The organism is Ruegeria sp. CDSA079 (genome assembly GCF_059612245.1).
The window spans coordinates 1-14,369 of record NZ_JBXWQF010000008.1; the positions used below are offsets into that span (position 1 = coordinate 1).

Annotated in this window: 13 protein-coding genes and 3 pseudogenes; 8 read left to right on the forward strand and 8 right to left on the reverse strand. The window is 52.6% G+C overall.

The features are described from left to right. The first annotated feature begins 231 nt into the window (after nt 1–231). From AC2FJZ_RS10260 to AC2FJZ_RS10285, 6 genes are all read left to right on the forward strand, one after another. Nucleotides 232–822 (forward strand): TetR/AcrR family transcriptional regulator, encoded by a 591-nt coding sequence (locus tag AC2FJZ_RS10260; RefSeq protein ID WP_496777398.1) that lies wholly within the window; start codon nt 232–234, stop codon nt 820–822. Further along, nucleotides 819–1,082, forward strand: coding sequence for a hypothetical protein (locus tag AC2FJZ_RS10265; RefSeq protein ID WP_496674516.1), 264 nt, complete (start codon nt 819–821; stop codon nt 1,080–1,082). The genes AC2FJZ_RS10260 and AC2FJZ_RS10265 overlap by 4 nt, the downstream gene beginning before the upstream one ends. Before the next feature lie 10 nt (nt 1,083–1,092). Further along, the gene (locus AC2FJZ_RS10270; protein WP_496777399.1) at nt 1,093–2,256 is read left to right on the forward strand and encodes an aromatic ring-hydroxylating oxygenase subunit alpha; all 1,164 of its coding nucleotides are present in this window, start codon (nt 1,093–1,095) and stop codon (nt 2,254–2,256) included. Between the two features lie 83 nt (nt 2,257–2,339). Beyond that, nucleotides 2,340–2,825, forward strand: coding sequence for a hypothetical protein (locus tag AC2FJZ_RS10275; protein WP_496777400.1), 486 nt, complete (start codon nt 2,340–2,342; stop codon nt 2,823–2,825). A gap of 76 nt (nt 2,826–2,901) precedes the next feature. Then, entirely contained in the window at nt 2,902–3,891 is a 990-nt protein-coding gene (locus AC2FJZ_RS10280; RefSeq protein ID WP_496777401.1) for a 2Fe-2S iron-sulfur cluster-binding protein, read from the forward strand. Nucleotides 3,892–4,499: 608 nt separating this feature from the next. Further along, the gene (locus AC2FJZ_RS10285; protein ID WP_496673269.1) at nt 4,500–5,174 is read left to right on the forward strand and encodes an RNA ligase; all 675 of its coding nucleotides are present in this window, start codon (nt 4,500–4,502) and stop codon (nt 5,172–5,174) included. 293 nt (nt 5,175–5,467) lie between these two features. On the opposite strand, the gene AC2FJZ_RS10290 is transcribed toward AC2FJZ_RS10285, so the two are convergent. The 4 genes and pseudogenes from AC2FJZ_RS10290 to AC2FJZ_RS10305 form a co-directional block, all read right to left on the reverse strand. Next, complete coding sequence (locus AC2FJZ_RS10290) at nt 5,468–5,716, reverse strand: ParB N-terminal domain-containing protein (protein WP_083445296.1); 249 nt, start codon at nt 5,714–5,716, stop codon at nt 5,468–5,470. Nucleotides 5,717–5,790: 74 nt separating this feature from the next. Continuing rightward, a complete protein-coding gene (locus tag AC2FJZ_RS10295) occupies nt 5,791–6,480 on the reverse strand; it encodes a hypothetical protein (protein ID WP_496727133.1) in 690 nt (229 codons plus the stop codon). A 1,405-nt stretch (nt 6,481–7,885) separates the two neighbouring features. Beyond that, nucleotides 7,886–8,482, reverse strand: a pseudogene (locus tag AC2FJZ_RS10300) (DDE-type integrase/transposase/recombinase). A gap of 44 nt (nt 8,483–8,526) precedes the next feature. Further along, on the reverse strand, nt 8,527–9,099 hold the full coding sequence (locus AC2FJZ_RS10305; RefSeq protein ID WP_496777403.1) for an RNA 2'-phosphotransferase: 573 nt from the start codon (nt 9,097–9,099) through the stop codon (nt 8,527–8,529). 494 nt (nt 9,100–9,593) lie between these two features. Between AC2FJZ_RS10305 and AC2FJZ_RS10310 the strand changes: the two are divergent. Then, nucleotides 9,594–9,879: pseudogene (locus tag AC2FJZ_RS10310) on the forward strand (helix-turn-helix domain-containing protein); the annotation flags it as partial. Nucleotides 9,880–10,257: 378 nt separating this feature from the next. Here the strand turns inward: AC2FJZ_RS10310 and AC2FJZ_RS10315 are convergent. From AC2FJZ_RS10315 to AC2FJZ_RS10325, 3 genes and pseudogenes are all read right to left on the reverse strand, one after another. Then, entirely contained in the window at nt 10,258–11,274 is a 1,017-nt protein-coding gene (locus AC2FJZ_RS10315) for an amidohydrolase family protein (RefSeq protein ID WP_496777404.1), read from the reverse strand. Nucleotides 11,275–11,376: 102 nt separating this feature from the next. Further along, entirely contained in the window at nt 11,377–11,769 is a 393-nt protein-coding gene (locus tag AC2FJZ_RS10320; RefSeq protein WP_496777406.1) for a hypothetical protein, read from the reverse strand. Nucleotides 11,770–12,110: 341 nt separating this feature from the next. Further along, nucleotides 12,111–12,254: pseudogene (locus tag AC2FJZ_RS10325) on the reverse strand (IS6 family transposase); the annotation flags it as partial. 168 nt (nt 12,255–12,422) lie between these two features. On the opposite strand from AC2FJZ_RS10325, the gene AC2FJZ_RS10330 reads away from it, so the two are divergent. Then, nucleotides 12,423–13,058, forward strand: coding sequence for a glutathione S-transferase (locus AC2FJZ_RS10330; protein WP_496777639.1), 636 nt, complete (start codon nt 12,423–12,425; stop codon nt 13,056–13,058). A gap of 145 nt (nt 13,059–13,203) precedes the next feature. On the opposite strand, the gene AC2FJZ_RS10335 is transcribed toward AC2FJZ_RS10330, so the two are convergent. Further along, nucleotides 13,204–14,070 (reverse strand): Rossmann-like and DUF2520 domain-containing protein, encoded by an 867-nt coding sequence (locus AC2FJZ_RS10335; protein WP_496777408.1) that lies wholly within the window; start codon nt 14,068–14,070, stop codon nt 13,204–13,206. Nucleotides 14,071–14,369 lie beyond the last annotated feature (299 nt).

Consider the following 14,369-nt stretch of genomic DNA (forward strand, 5'->3'; position numbering starts at 1 on the left):
AGATCAGACATGTTCACCGCTCAGTTTTAGAACCGTGAATCATGCTGCAAAACGAAAATCAATGGGTCCTGACCCTACCTAAGTCGGCAACAAACACTGAAACCTTAATGCATTGAGACAACCTCTCGGGGCTGTGGGCGCACTGGTCGTTACAAGGGTTCATTAATTGTCACTATTGACAATATACTTTACGTAGTTATTTGTCAGATGTGACAATAAACGAGAGAAACCATGCCCCGCCCCAGCCTGAAAGACCAGCGATCAGAACAGATCCTTGATGCATATCTCACCTGTGTGTCCCGTTTCGGATTGGAGGGGGCAACCCAAGAGCGAGTCGCCACTGAGGCCGGCGTCAAACGACCCATCCTGCGACACTATTTGGGCAACAAAGACCAGATGACCGGGGCCCTTATAAACCATGTTGTAGACAGGTTTGCGCAGGCGACAATCTCCCTTCGGGGCGCGTTGGAACCAACAGGCACGACAGCAGATCTGATCGATCTGCTGTTTGAAAAATCTGTCCCCAATGATCCGCGTGTAATGCTGGCCTACCAGTCGCTTGTCACATCCGTCGCCAATCACCCGTCAATGCGACAACCCCTTGTCGACAGCCTGGAACGGTTCTTTGAGGTGATCGAAGTTGTCTTGAAACGGGCTGCCCCGGATGCCTCTGCCACACAGATCCGCGCAGTCTCTCAGGGGATTGCCGCTACATATGTGAACTTGGATTCCCTGACCCCGCTCAATCCGCCTGAAGCGTGGCGCGAGGAGCTGAAACAGGCGGCACAGATTCTTGCCGCCAGCTTGGGGACGACCGTATGAGCACCCGAAGCCTTTTCAACTATACCGCTTTACCAGTTCTTTTGGTTGCGGCTGTACTGGGGCTCTACTGGGTTTGGGGTCTGCTGTTTCTGTGGTGGTTGGTGCCATCGATCATGACAGGCCAGACCGCGCTGGTCTTTGACATCACACGCGATCAGGACCCTATCCTTTTCTGGGCAGTAGCGATCCTTTGGGCTGTGTTCGGCCTGATGATGATCGCGGCCAGCCTGTTTCCGACCTACGCCATCTGGCTTGTTTAAGAGGTTTGCAATGACCCGCATGTATCACCGCCTTCCCGTTGACGCCTATACATCACAAGATTGGTTCGACCGCGAACAACAACTGATCTTCTCGCGAACCTGGCGCTATGCCGGGTTGGCTGAGGATGTGCCGGAACCCGGTCATTTCATTTCGGTCCAGGCCGGGCTGAACAACATCTTTATCGTGATGGGGCGCGATCACCGTCTGCGGGCATTTCATAACATCTGCCGTCACCGTGGTACACAGTTGATCCGGGCTGTCGGGAAAACGCAAAAGGCGCTGACGTGCCCCTACCATGACTGGACATACGACCTTGAGGGCAACCTGATTTCTATTCCCGATGAAGCAAAGGAATATCCCAATGGGGTCGACAAATCCTGCCTCGGCCTGAAACCCGCCAGTGTCGATATCTGGCGTGGTATGCTTTTTGTGCATCCTGATCCAAATCCGCCAAGCCTTGTTGAGTGGTTCGGTGCGGTTGATCCGCTGTTGGGACCACACAAACCGGAAGAGTTGATGGAATATCCCGATGCGCGGCAAAGCTATGAGATCAAGGCCAACTGGAAGATCGTGGTCGAGAACTATATCGACGTCTATCACCTGAGCCATCTTCATTCGAACACGCTCCACATGTATGATCATGCACGGGCGGAATACGGCTGGAAAGGTCCGCATTATCACTTCTGGGAACCGCCGGCGTCTGATTATGCAAAGGATTTGGAGAAAAACCTGCCTACACCCCGGGCAATACCGGAACCCCATATTGGGGCCTGGGTGCCAATGCTGTTTCCCGGTATAGGGCTTGGCGCGGGCGAGGATAGCTGGAACATCTTCATTATCACGCCCTTGGGTCCTGATCTGACGCGCGTGGAAAACCGCACCAAACTCGCGAATGCCTCAGGGTGGGAATTTCAGAAACAGGAATGGAGCAGTTGGAGTTTCTGGAAGGATTTCGGCGGCCCGAAATATCCTGACAGCGACGCAATCGGCGAAGATGATCCAATGGCGTCAGGTGATTTCACTGCCGAGGACATATACGCCTGTGAGCAACAGCAAAAGTCTTTGACCAGCCCGTTTTTTGAGGTCGGCCCAGCCGCCAACGGAGAAAGCCCCGTTGTCAGACACCAACAAGCAATCCTGGACTTCCTTGAGACACAAGAGGCCGGAACTTAGCCAGATGCCTTGAGTCAATATCGGATCACTCCTTCAATTGACTGTTCGTACACCTCCATCCACTCCGGCAAATTTGAAAGTAAATGAAACGCATTTTTGCAACCTTGATCGGTACGATCCTGGCAACCGGACTGGTCTTGGCCAGTCCGTCAGACGAACCCGAGGACCTGGCGGCGCGCTATCTCAATGCAACAGATGAGGCAGCAATAGCCGCGACTTGGACAGACTGGCACCCGAAGGCGGTGCATACCGTCACGATCAAATACGGGCTGGGCCAACAGGATGAGCAGTTTTCCTATCCAGTGGCCGATTGGGAAACACTTCCTGATTGGCATCAGGATCCCACAGTGGTCGACGCGAGCCAGGGATACAGGGAAACCAGGCGCAATGCGCCCACAATTGCCTCAGAAATCACCGAGGGCGGCACGCGTGTCACCGCCGCGACCCGTGTTGAATACATTTGGGGTGACACAACCGGAACGCTGAATCAGACGGATGAATTCCTCATCGTCTCTCAGGCCGGCCGGATGACCATCCGTGCGCTCGACACCACGTTTGACTATCGCTGAGGCTGCTATGAACCCCAATTTCTATTCCCTGAAAGTTGCTGAAATCCGACCTGAGATCAAAGGCAAGGCCACAAGCGTGACCTTTGATTTGCCTGAAAACCTGTCAGAGACGTTTCGCTGGCAAGCCGGGCAGCATGTGACCTTGCGCTTTCATCTGAATGGCAAAGAGCAGCGCCGTAGTTACACTATTTCCAACCCACCCGGTGCCCCGCTGCGCATCACGGTAAAACGGGTGGCCAAGGGGCTGGTTTCAAATCACATCGCAGACTACCTAAAGCCCGGCGATACGGTCGATGTCATGCCGCCATTCGGTCAGTTTTCCCTGACACCGGACCCAGTGAATCGTCGCACGCACTATTTCTTTGGCGCAGGCAGTGGCATCACGCCGCTTTTCGCAATGATCAACGCGGTCCTCAAAGAAGAACCTCATTCAGTGGCCCATCTGATTTATGGCAACGCTGATAGCGAGAGCATCATCTTTAGCAAAGAACTGGACAAGCTGAAAACAGATCATGCCAACCAGTTCACACTGCGCCATGTCCTATCCGCACTTTCGCTGTGGAGTTGGGTCAGCCCGTGGCGAAAAGGACGCGTGGATGCTGAAGCTATAAAGGCCGCCGTGACGGAAGCCCCGCCTGTAGCGCAAGATGTCCAATACTGGATTTGCGGTCCCGGAGCCATGAATACGGGCGTAAAGCAGGCGCTGATGGCGCTGGATGTACCCGCGAACCGCATTCACATGGAAAGCTTCGGAGGGACAGCAGTCACAGCTTCCAGCGTGACGGGTATCGCAGCTAATGCACAAGTTGAACTGGGCGGGGCGACACACGAGGTTCCTGTTGCCGCAGATCAAACGCTACTGAATGCAATATTGTCGGCGGGCTTAACACCACCTTTCAGTTGCCAGTCCGGAGTATGCGGCGCTTGCAAAGCGCGTCTAACAAAAGGTCAGGTCCATATGCATGCTCGAATGGCCCTTGAAGACAGCGATGTCACCCGAGGAGATATATTAACCTGCCAGAGTATCGCTACCTCAGATAAACTGAGCATTAGCTTCGACAATTAGAGGCGCGGTTCTAGTAATAAGTTCGCTACCAATTTCGACGAAAACTTAGTTTGAAAGCCGTAAGTTCGTGCGGCGTTGACGTGAATAAATACTGGGGAATCCGTTTCAAATTGTCCGAAGTGATTGGCCTGTATCCGGTTTTGCCTCTTTCTCTTTGCGACAGACGCGATGCGTAAATAGCTGCCGTTGGTGCGCTGGCAGCGAAAGTCAGTATCGTCCCGCTTAGCTACTTTTCGTAGGGCGCGAGCAGAACGTCTGGATTGCGGAATTGCAATACATCTAATTCGCATCGGATCGGTTGTAGTCTTGCAGCGCTTTTAGTGTCGGTGTCATTCCAGTCCCATCGGTTTACGCGTTTTTTCAAAGTGGATTAACTTCTTGACCCGAAAGGGCCGTACCCTTTAGGCGCGGGATCAGGAGAAGCTGAGATGACCTTTGTAAGCTCATACATACCACAACGGCTGTGCGCGGATGATCGCGGCGCAGTGCTTTTTGACGGCTTCTCTTCGACAGGTGGACTAAGACCCGAGTGATCTAAAACCACCCTTTTTTGTCCGAAACAGGCCGTCTCACCCCGAGGCGGCTTTTTCTTTTTCTGGAGTATAGACATGGACCATATCATCGAAACGCTGGAGGACGTCCTCCCGCACATTGTCCCCGACACCGGGATCTTTCATTTCGACCACGATGGATATTCGGTGATCAACTACCTCTACTCGCTGGACAACACGTTCGACAGCGCGCTGGCGCAGGAATGCCGGGGGTTAAAATTTGACCCCGAAGGCAAACTGATCGCACGGCCGTTCCACAAGTTCTTCAACCTTGGAGAAAAGCGCCCGGTGCAGGAAGAGCCGTGGGACATGTCTCATGCGGTTTTTGATAAGCTGGACGACTCGATGATCCACCCGTCGACTGTCGGTGGTGAGATGGTGTTCATGACCCGGATGGGTGTTTCCGCCCAATCCCGGGCAGCCTGGGCCGTTGCTGGGCCCGAGGTCAAAGCGCTTTGCGCCGATATGATCGCGGCAGGTTTCACGCCGATCTTGGAATTCACGTCGCCCGAGAACCGGGTCGTTCTAGCTTATGACGTTCCGCAGCTGACCTTGCTGGCGATCCGGCATATGTGGACGGGGGCGTACATGCCACACGCGGAGCTGGAGGCCATCGCCATTCGGCACGGCGTTCCGATCGTCGCGCAGTTCCAAAGCGTCGAGGACCTTCATCGGTTCTGGACTGAAGCGCAGGCATTGGAGGGTGTCGAAGGTTATGTCATCGCGTTCTAGGACGGCCACAGGCTGAAGATCAAAGCCGACGCTTATGTCCTGCGTCACAAGGCGCATTCCGGGTTGGCACACGAAAAGAACCTGCTGGCCTGGGTTGCAAAAGGTGCCCTGGACGATGTCTTGCCGTTACTGGCACCGGACGCCGCCGCGCAGGTTCAATCCCACCATGACGATGTCATGAAGGCGGTCGATGTGCAGGCTGGCGAGATCGACGCCTTCGTGTCTGAGCACCGGGACCTGGTGCGAAAGGACTTCGCGCAGAAGGCCAAGGCAGAGCTAAACCCAAGGAAAGGTCAGTGTAACCTGGCGCGCACCAGAAAGGCTTCGACCGTATCGCCGCCAAGGGCACGAATAGCTTCTAATCGGTGGAGACCTTCGATCAGCACGAACCTCTTGTTGTCCGCGCGTATTTGAATCGGGGTCTTCTGGCCGTTCTTCAGGATATCTTCCGCAAGCGTCAGAACTTTGTTCTGATCAAGTGTTTTTGCACGCTTCACAGGCACATAGATCAAGTCGAGCGGGTATGGTTTTTTCTCCAGCATAAGTTACTTGTGCAACCTTTCGTGAGTTGGCTCGGGTTCGGTATTCTCATCGCAATCAAACACTTATACATGCATCACAGAACAGACCGGACAGCGCTGCGCAGTTCCTGATGCATAATCCAGGTTGCCGGTTCATCCTCACTTTCGATGTGAGAAAACGCCAGGATCTGAGCAGCACCATCAGCCTGCGCCGATCCGGCTTCGGGAAGATCCAGCTCCAGATACTCCGCGATCAATAATCCGATTTTTTTGAAGACCTTGATGGACGCCTCGCGCGACGTGTACCCAGCTGCCTGAGAAAGGTGACCAATAGTCAAACCTTCCTTTCCTGCAATTGAAAGCGCTCTGAGCATTGTCACCTGCGCAGAAGTAAACCTGATCTGGCGCAAAGCCTCTGTATATTCCCTTTCGCTGGGAACAAGGGTGCCGGAGTTTCCCTCCAAACGGCGTTGGGTGCTGCGCTGCCTGTCACGCTCTTCGAGTATTTCTTTTAGAGCTTCGATAGCGATTGCCGGTGTTTCACCGACGGCATCAGCAATCATGGCTTGCGTCTTGGCCGGTGGTTTGGGAAACGCCCGCGCTACGCTGTTGCCACTCAGAATGCCAGCTTTTATCAGGTACTTTCCGTACTCTTCTTCAATAACTCCTGACACGTCAGCATTCCGCGACTTACGAACACTGCGATCCTGAAACGCTCTCTGCTCCAGACCTCGGGTTGACTTCTTTGGACTCCGAAGAGTCACGGGAGGGGCATTTTTACGCATCAAAGAAAAACCACTATTGTTGTTGCTGCGATGAGCACCACTGACACGACTATCAATTTGACCCCGTGGGACCAGCGGCGCGCCTTATCGGCTTTGAGCTTTTTACCCAGATTCTCGTTAATCGAGTTAAGATTCACGGCTTCGTCCTTCCGGATTTGTCAGGAGATGTTGAATTCCACCAGCCTATTGTCTCGGTACATTTTCAGCGCATTTATTGTTCTGACGCTTGAAGGGTTGATTGCATTCCCATCCATCACCTCTTCGGTTCAAATGAGCGTTTGCTGGGATGATGATTGCCATGCATTTGTCTTGGTTCGCGCGGAAACCACGCTCGCATCTCCATCCAGAATAGGCGTCAGACGCGAGGTAAGCATGATCAGGAACGGCCACAGAGTCGCAACCGGTATCCGTTGCCCTGTAACCCCTGAGGCACTCCCAGCCAGCCGTCCTTGTCCTGTCGGATAAGCGCCCGTTCTCAGGGACTTCTATTTCGACACAATCCTGGCCCTCTTTGCGAAAACCCCAATTGCAATGTGTTTCCTGTACGCCAAATCGGGTTTCGACAAACCCGTTTTCAGGTAGAAACACTTCTTCACATTTCTCTTCGACCCGTTGGAACAATCGATTGCACTTCCAGCGGTCGCCTGTTGAAGCGAGATATGCATTTACAGGAACTTCTATTTCCTCACATAGATCCTCAGCACGCTGGAAACCATGGTTGCATGCCCAGCTTGAACCGTAAGAGTTGCCAGTCAAATATGCGTTTTCGGGTGGGTTTTCTCTTAGACAAGATCCCCCCCTAATTTCGATTCCGTCATCGCAAACCAACTGATCGGCATTTCCAGTGTTTTGTGAACTTTCAGACGGTACCTGAGCAGTAAGTTGTGCTCCCAAAACCGATACAACGATAGTCAGGCTAAAACACGGAACACTTCGCGTAAGTACAATCGTAGTCAGAAAAAAATGAAGTCCGCTGTCTGATCTATCAGACATCAAACACGCAAGTTATGAGCCATGTATTTTTCATGTATCGCCTTCTTTCCGGTGTTGGACACCGTCTGGAACTTATCATGTGACAAATGCCAACATTTGCGAGTAACGAGTACATTCCGAACACCCCAGCAAAACCCGTTTTGTTGCTGGGCCATATGCTACGGTTTTCTTTAAGGCCATTGGTTCATCGAAGCCGGCAGCATTGCGGCAACAAGTACATTTCACCAATGCACACTTGTGGTTCCTAACCAGCATAGAGTCAAGGACGAGATCTGTAGCAAACTTATCCCCATTGACGCGCGCGAAGGCAGACTGTGAGAGGACGCCGGTATAATTCAACCAAGAGCCTGTTCAGGGTTTCCATCAAAGGTGCGCAATATCCAAAGGATGTGATCCTGTTTGCAGTGTTTTTCTAAGTTCGATACGCCTTTTCATACCGAGATCTGGAAGAGATCATGCACAAGCGCTTGAAGCCCGAGGTCGTAGCGCCAGAGAATTGCTGCTTCCGGATCCTGTTGGCCGCCTCAATGCCATCCAATGTGGCTGAGGCGGTTTCGACCGACTTAAACCCACACATGTGCCGAACACACCGCGTGATGAACCGATGATCCTGTTCGATCATGTTGTTCAGATACTTGGACCTGCTTGTCTGTATTTTGGTTGGGCACCCAAATCGCCTCAGAATTCTGTTCACGTCTCGAATACCGGACGCGTTAGCGCCGCTTTGTCGATGACGATCTTGCTCGGGATTCCATTTGCCGCGAACACGTATGTAAGTCTCGTCCATTCTTCAGGGCTTCTGTGTCAGGCGTTTCTTCAATTGCGCTCGCGCGGCGACCATGGGTGAGAATTTTACAACCCATCAGTTGAGAGTAGCGTGGTCAACTTGGACACCGCGCTCAGCCATGATCTCTTCGAAATCGCGATGTGACACCGCGTGCCGCAGGTAGAAGTACACTGCGTACAAAACCGCATCCCTGGGGAAATGGCAGCCTTTCAATGAGATCATGTTGAAACATGTTCGAAATCTATTCGACGGGAACAAACGTCAGATCACGCATGTTCGTCAATTGGACTTTGTAGGTTGCGACACATCCTTCCGAAGCCCAAAAAACCAGCGGGAACAAAGTCCGTCAACCAAACGCCATTGTCCGCTTGAAAAAACTGGTGACCTTCCTTTTGCATGCCTTGCGCATCCACCGAAAGCACCACCGGTTTTCCATGACGAGCACCGACACTTAGAGCAGTCTCCTCATCCGCGGAAAGGTGAACTTGGTTTCGACCCTTGGCTTCTAACCCATTGGAAAAAATACTGTCCAAGTTTGATCGCGCCGTCCCATGAAAGAGAAGCTGCGGGGGTTTCAATGGGATAAGACCCAGATCAATAGCAAAGGAATGACCTTGGGCTGCTCTGATGCGGGACTTGTCTGGGCTCAGTGTAAATCGCTTTTTGTCGTTGCCGGAAACAATCTCTTCTAGTTCTTCGCGTGTAAGCTGACGGTTGGCTTTCTTGAGCCTCAGTAGCAAGTCGTTCACATCAGCCCAACCATTATGATCGAGTTTCAAGCCAATCGTTTCGGGCTTATGACGCAAAAGCATGCCAAGAAATTTGCTATCTCTACTCATTAAATTCCACCGGAATTACCGGTCCCTTTTGCTCTGCCGATTACGTAGATGGCTATCCAGCAATCTTGCTATGTCGGTTTTCCCAATCGGGTTTCGGCTAAGCAAGTAGAAAGTGTAATTAGGATGCAGCACGAGGCAATAAGGGCATCTTCCAAGATGCGTGCCCAAGTTTCGCTCCCGCGGCCAAGCTCATTGATCACGCTTGTACGGATGTTCTTCCAACAGAAATCGTCAAAAAATAGGCGTCCTTCAACTTGGCCAAAGCAACAGGCTTGCCTTTAATGAATTCCCAGATTTCGCAATCCGTCAGTTTTTCAGCATGTGCAAAGACTTTTGGTCGAGCCGGAAACTATTTCTGCGATCTTCATCGTGGACGCAAAAAACCAATGTCGCGGACACCGCGTTGTCCGTGTGGTGTAGCAAAAGCAAGACGTGGATTCACAAATGAAGTGCAATTTCCGAATTACGAAAGATATTTGCATGGAGGGTGGCGAGTGGGCCGTTGCAACCCTGACGTGAGGTTGGAAGAACGTCACAAAATTGCCAATTGGCACGAAGCCAACATGCCGGTGTCAGAGATCGCGGATCGGCTGGATCGTGCGCCGTCGACGATCCATCGCAAGCTGAAGCGCAATCACGACGATGATAAAGAATTGCCAGAGCTTAATAGGTATTGCGCGATACCCGCGCAAAACATGTTTACGTCGGCGGGCCATTCATCGAAAGATGATCGTGAATCCGAACTTGAAGGCCGCCATCGAAGAGCACCTGAAGGCTGGTTGCCGTCTTGTGACAGCCCAGCGCCTGACCTTGATCGCCTCGCCGGGAGCTGCCGTTCTGCTCCGGAAAATTCTTGATTCAATTCAACGAAGTGCTGGAAAATCAGACATTCTGAGGTCAGAAGCGGTCGCTGGGTGATCTAGGGGGCAGCTACGGTTTGGAGCCCAACAGCTACGGATGCTGCAATCCGCCCAGATGCCAGAAAAACGCGGAAGGGGAAATTTGCAAAGTATGATTGACAGCGGGAAATTTGTCCTTGGCTCCCGAACAATCACTGTACCGCAATTTTCGGCCTTGCTGCCATTCCTTCCAGGCCCTTACGTTTTCAGGGAATATATGACCTGCAAAGCGGAATTAACAAAAGCCACGCTAAGCTTATTACTTTGCTTTGTTGAAAATATGAACTCCCGGGGTTGCTCCTGTTGGGTCCCCGGCTTCGACAACGACTTCACCGCCAACGATCACGTAGTCCCATCCAGTCGCTTCGCGGAAAGGATCCGTATAGCGAGCATTATCTCGCAGGTATTCGAGTTTGAAGATTACCAGATCAGCATCTGCTCCCTCCTTGACCCGACCTTTCTGTTCAAAAACGGGAGCAAATTCCGCCAGACGCGCCGCCGGTAAGTAGCTGCCACGCCAGAACGCCTCCATTGTGTCAAATACTTCCAGCTCGCGAACAAACCGGGCCAGAAGACGCGTGTATGAGCCTGCGCCATTGGGTGCTGATTTGATGCTGGAATCGAAGGAGGGCATTGCGTCGGTCGCCACTATCATATCTGGCCACTGCAAGGCTTCGGTCAACCATTCTTCCTTCATGTAATGGTAGATGATGCTGCTATCCGGGCGCTCCTCGCGAATGCGGTTCCAGCTTTCCTCGGTGAACCACTCACCTGTTTCCGCCCACTGCACGTCTTTGTAAGTGATGCCGAATATTGTTTGCCAATCCCGGTCAAAGACATCTGCCTTGATGGTGGTTGAACCCGCTGTGTACGGGAAAATCTCGGCACTGATATCGGCACCTTTGGCATTGGCTTCGTCTATGGCCGTAAGCCAGTTTCCGACATTTCCCATCGCATTGGCGTTGATGTGACAGATATGGAGTTTTACTCCGAGCTCCTGCGCAAGCGGCAGCAAATCCAGCAACGGTTGAATGTCGCCGTTGATCCCGCGTCGGATATGTGCCCAGACCACCGTGTCATTTTCGGCCGCAACCTCAAAGATCATCCGCAATTCTTCATCACTGATTGCGGGGGACATGTAATCCAGCAAAAAACCAATCCCGAGACCGCCATTGTCCAGACCTTGTTGCAACAGAGTGCGCATCTCTTCGATCTGTTCGGGCGTCGCGATCTGACTGAAAGCGGCGCCCGGAACGGCCTGACCAGCTTCGGTCACAATCCACGGCTGATTCTTGCCCTCGATGACCTTAATGCGAATTGCAAAATGGCCAACGGACGATCCGTAATTCGCCCGTGCCTGGCCACGAATGAACTCGCCTTATTCGGCCACCGGCCACGCGCCTGCTTCAAGATCCAGCGAAGTGGTAACACCATCCTTGACCTGCAGGAGTTCCCCAAACGGGAAGGGCGAATGCGTGTGAAGGTCGATGAAACCCAGCGCAACAATATGGCCGGATGCGTCGATCTCGCGTTTTCCCTTCAGATCGTCATCTGAGAGTGTGACAATTTCCCCATCCGCAATTCCGATGTTGAGAACTCGGTCACTACCGGTTGCCGGATCCAGCACACGCCCATTTTCGATCACGAGATCGTAGCCGGAGCCCTCGGTCGCACGCTCAAACAGATCCGTTTGTGCAATGGATTGAGTGCCGGTCCAGGCCACGGCGCCGGCAAAAGCAAGGAGTGCTGAGTTCCAAATTCCCAAGTTCATCAATAGCCCTCTGAAATTGAACAATCATTCTCATGGATCTTATTACACAGTACCAATCTGGCTGGTAATGCCAACCTAAAGCGCTGACAAGGATGTGGATGTTCGACGTTTTGACCAAGCTATCTCAGTTGCCCAAACTCAAAAGGCTCAAATGTTGATCGAGCGCGCGTTTTATTCAAAACAGGTTCTCCTCGACGCATACGGTTGAGCAATCGAGTTCCTTGCTCGCATCTTGGAGCACAACCCCTCTACGCAAACGTATAACGTCGTTGAACGTCGTCGTTTCCACGAGGTGCAACGTCGGTCTTACTGGACTGTCCCATTGGCGTTGATGTCAGACACAGCGTTGCATGATCCAGATCAACGCCACGATCCGCCGTGATTTCTTCCAGATCCCGGTATGAAACACTGTAGCGCAGGTAGAAGAAAACCGCGTGCAAGATCACGTCTTTCGGAAAATGCGCACCCTTAAATGAGAGCGTCACGGTCCCCTCCTGTCATGGTCCAGCGCGCGTTGCCAGAACTGCATTCAATCTAACACGTTGGGGACGGAGCTTGCGACAGATCCTACCTGGCGTCATTGAAACAGAAGTTCGAACATGACAGGCAAGGAAGGGTTTGACGGTACTGGCGAAGTGCAGATAAATCCTCATATGGCTCATCACCCTATCTTATGGACGTTCCGCCGCTGCCCGTATGCAATGAGGGCACGCCTCGCGTTGGCGAGTTCGGGTATCAAAGTCGAATTGCGTGAGGTTCGGCTAAAGGACAAGCCACAAGCCTTTTTGCAAACATCCGCGTCCGGAACGGTGCCAGCGCTTCGCCTGCCAGATCAGGTTCTTGACGAAAGCCTGGATATCATGATCTGGGCGCTGGAACAAAATGATCCACAACGGCTTTTGGGCATGCCTCAGGAAGGGTGGGACCTGATCGCGGATAATGATGGTCCATTCAAGGTTGCATTGGATCACACAAAGTATGCCACTCGGTATCCGGATGTTGACGAAACAGTAGAACGCAGGAAAGCGGCGAGCTATTTAGTCAGCCTCGACGAACGGCTGGCCGGGCAGTCCTGGCTATTTGGAAATCGCCCAGCCCTTGCCGATCTGGCACTTTTGCCCTTTGTCCGCCAGTTCGCCCATATAGACAGGGAGTGGTTTGACGCACAAGAATGGCCGAATTTGATCGCATGGCTGGATCGTTTCCTGGCAAGCGGAGCCTTCATGCACATAATGAACAAGTACTCACCATGGGCGGAAGGCGACGCGCCGCTTTGGTTCAGCGGTTAGACTCAACATCGCGGACCGGCCCATTCCGGTCTCATGGGCTTACATTGAGACGCCGCAGTGCCGCCCGTCGAACCAGCCGTTCGCCGCAAGCGTAAGATCAAAGGCTCCAAGAATTCGCATAGCCTCAGTTGAATTGTAGGTCAGGCTATCCTTCGGGACCCAACCAATCCTGTGTCTTACCGTCGGCCTTCAATTTCTGAGCGAGCAAGCTCAGCTCTTTATAGATGATTCCTGCAGCCGGGTGCCAAGCGGCTACATCTTTCTCTTGTTGCGAGACGACAAAGGTGTCGCCTCGTGATGCGGGTCCGGTAAGCGCTCCCAACGGTCCATGGGCGGCAACATTCTCACTTGTGGCTTGAAGCAGCGTAGTGGTCAGTTGCTTTGCAATGTCATCAGGCACTCCCGCAGTAGCCCAGGCCTCACGCGCGATCGCCTGCAAAACCACGGTGAAGTTATTCGAAAACACGGCGGCCGCATGATAAAGGCTTTTGCTATCGGAATTGATCTGAAATGGGATTCCACCAATCTCAGCCAGAAAGTCTTTGACAAAATCCAAGGCAGATTCTTCGCCCTCAATGCCACAAAGTGTTCCCTCGAATTGCTGGATCGCGGTTGCCGGCTCTGCGAACGTAAGTACCGGGTGCACACTGGCAAGTCGCCAGGCTAACTTCTGAAGCGGCGCCATTTTATCTGCCGGATAGAAACCGCTACAGTGAAACGCAACTGGAGGCGGTTCATTGGTATCGTGTTGGCCAACAACTTTTGCAAGTTCAGTTGCTGCAATCGAAATCTGAGAATCCGGCACCGCCAAAATCCACAGGTCGGCCGGTGCCAGGTCCGCATATTTCTTCACCGCTCTCCCCGTTCCCGCAATTTGGGCGGCGTTTTCCGCTGATCTAAATCGAGAACTCACTATGCCTTGAACCGAATACTTGGATGAGTGTCGCAAGAGGCCGAGGATGGTTTGACCCACGCGACCGGCACCAACAATATTTACTCTGACTTTTGCCATTCAATGCCTCCGAACCATACGCTCTTGCTTCCTTGTGGAACATCTAAACGACAGACCGTTTCATCAATACCAATTTATCCAAAACAACTACCAACCGGAGCGGCCCTCTGCTGACATTGAGCGCCATCGCCAGATGCTGCGGATACAGTTCGCAAAGCAGACACTGGCAATCAAATGACGTTTTTTTGGTCTAGAGCCTTATTGCTACGCCTACGAGAAATGCCAGAACCAGATCGAAACCGCTGAGCTCCCTAACCTCGGTGCTATCCGCAACGGGAGATTGCTGGTGCAGCATCAAT

Bases quoted from the DNA above. Each gene is read 5' to 3' on its own strand.
- AC2FJZ_RS10320 (WP_496777406.1), bottom strand. From the start codon at position 11,769: ATGAACTTGGGAATTTGGAACTCAGCACTCCTTGCTTTTGCCGGCGCC.
- AC2FJZ_RS10260 (WP_496777398.1), top strand. From the start codon at position 232: ATGCCCCGCCCCAGCCTGAAAGACCAGCGATCAGAACAGATCCTTGAT.
- AC2FJZ_RS10270 (WP_496777399.1), top strand. From the start codon at position 1,093: ATGACCCGCATGTATCACCGCCTTCCCGTTGACGCCTATACATCACAA.
- AC2FJZ_RS10330 (WP_496777639.1), top strand. From the start codon at position 12,423: ATGGCTCATCACCCTATCTTATGGACGTTCCGCCGCTGCCCGTATGCA.
- AC2FJZ_RS10290 (WP_083445296.1), bottom strand. From the start codon at position 5,716: ATGCTGGAGAAAAAACCATACCCGCTCGACTTGATCTATGTGCCTGTG.
- AC2FJZ_RS10305 (WP_496777403.1), bottom strand. From the start codon at position 9,099: ATGAGTAGAGATAGCAAATTTCTTGGCATGCTTTTGCGTCATAAGCCC.
- AC2FJZ_RS10335 (WP_496777408.1), bottom strand. From the start codon at position 14,070: ATGGCAAAAGTCAGAGTAAATATTGTTGGTGCCGGTCGCGTGGGTCAA.
- AC2FJZ_RS10265 (WP_496674516.1), top strand. From the start codon at position 819: ATGAGCACCCGAAGCCTTTTCAACTATACCGCTTTACCAGTTCTTTTG.
- AC2FJZ_RS10285 (WP_496673269.1), top strand. From the start codon at position 4,500: ATGGACCATATCATCGAAACGCTGGAGGACGTCCTCCCGCACATTGTC.
- AC2FJZ_RS10275 (WP_496777400.1), top strand. From the start codon at position 2,340: ATGAAACGCATTTTTGCAACCTTGATCGGTACGATCCTGGCAACCGGA.
- AC2FJZ_RS10295 (WP_496727133.1), bottom strand. From the start codon at position 6,480: ATGCGTAAAAATGCCCCTCCCGTGACTCTTCGGAGTCCAAAGAAGTCA.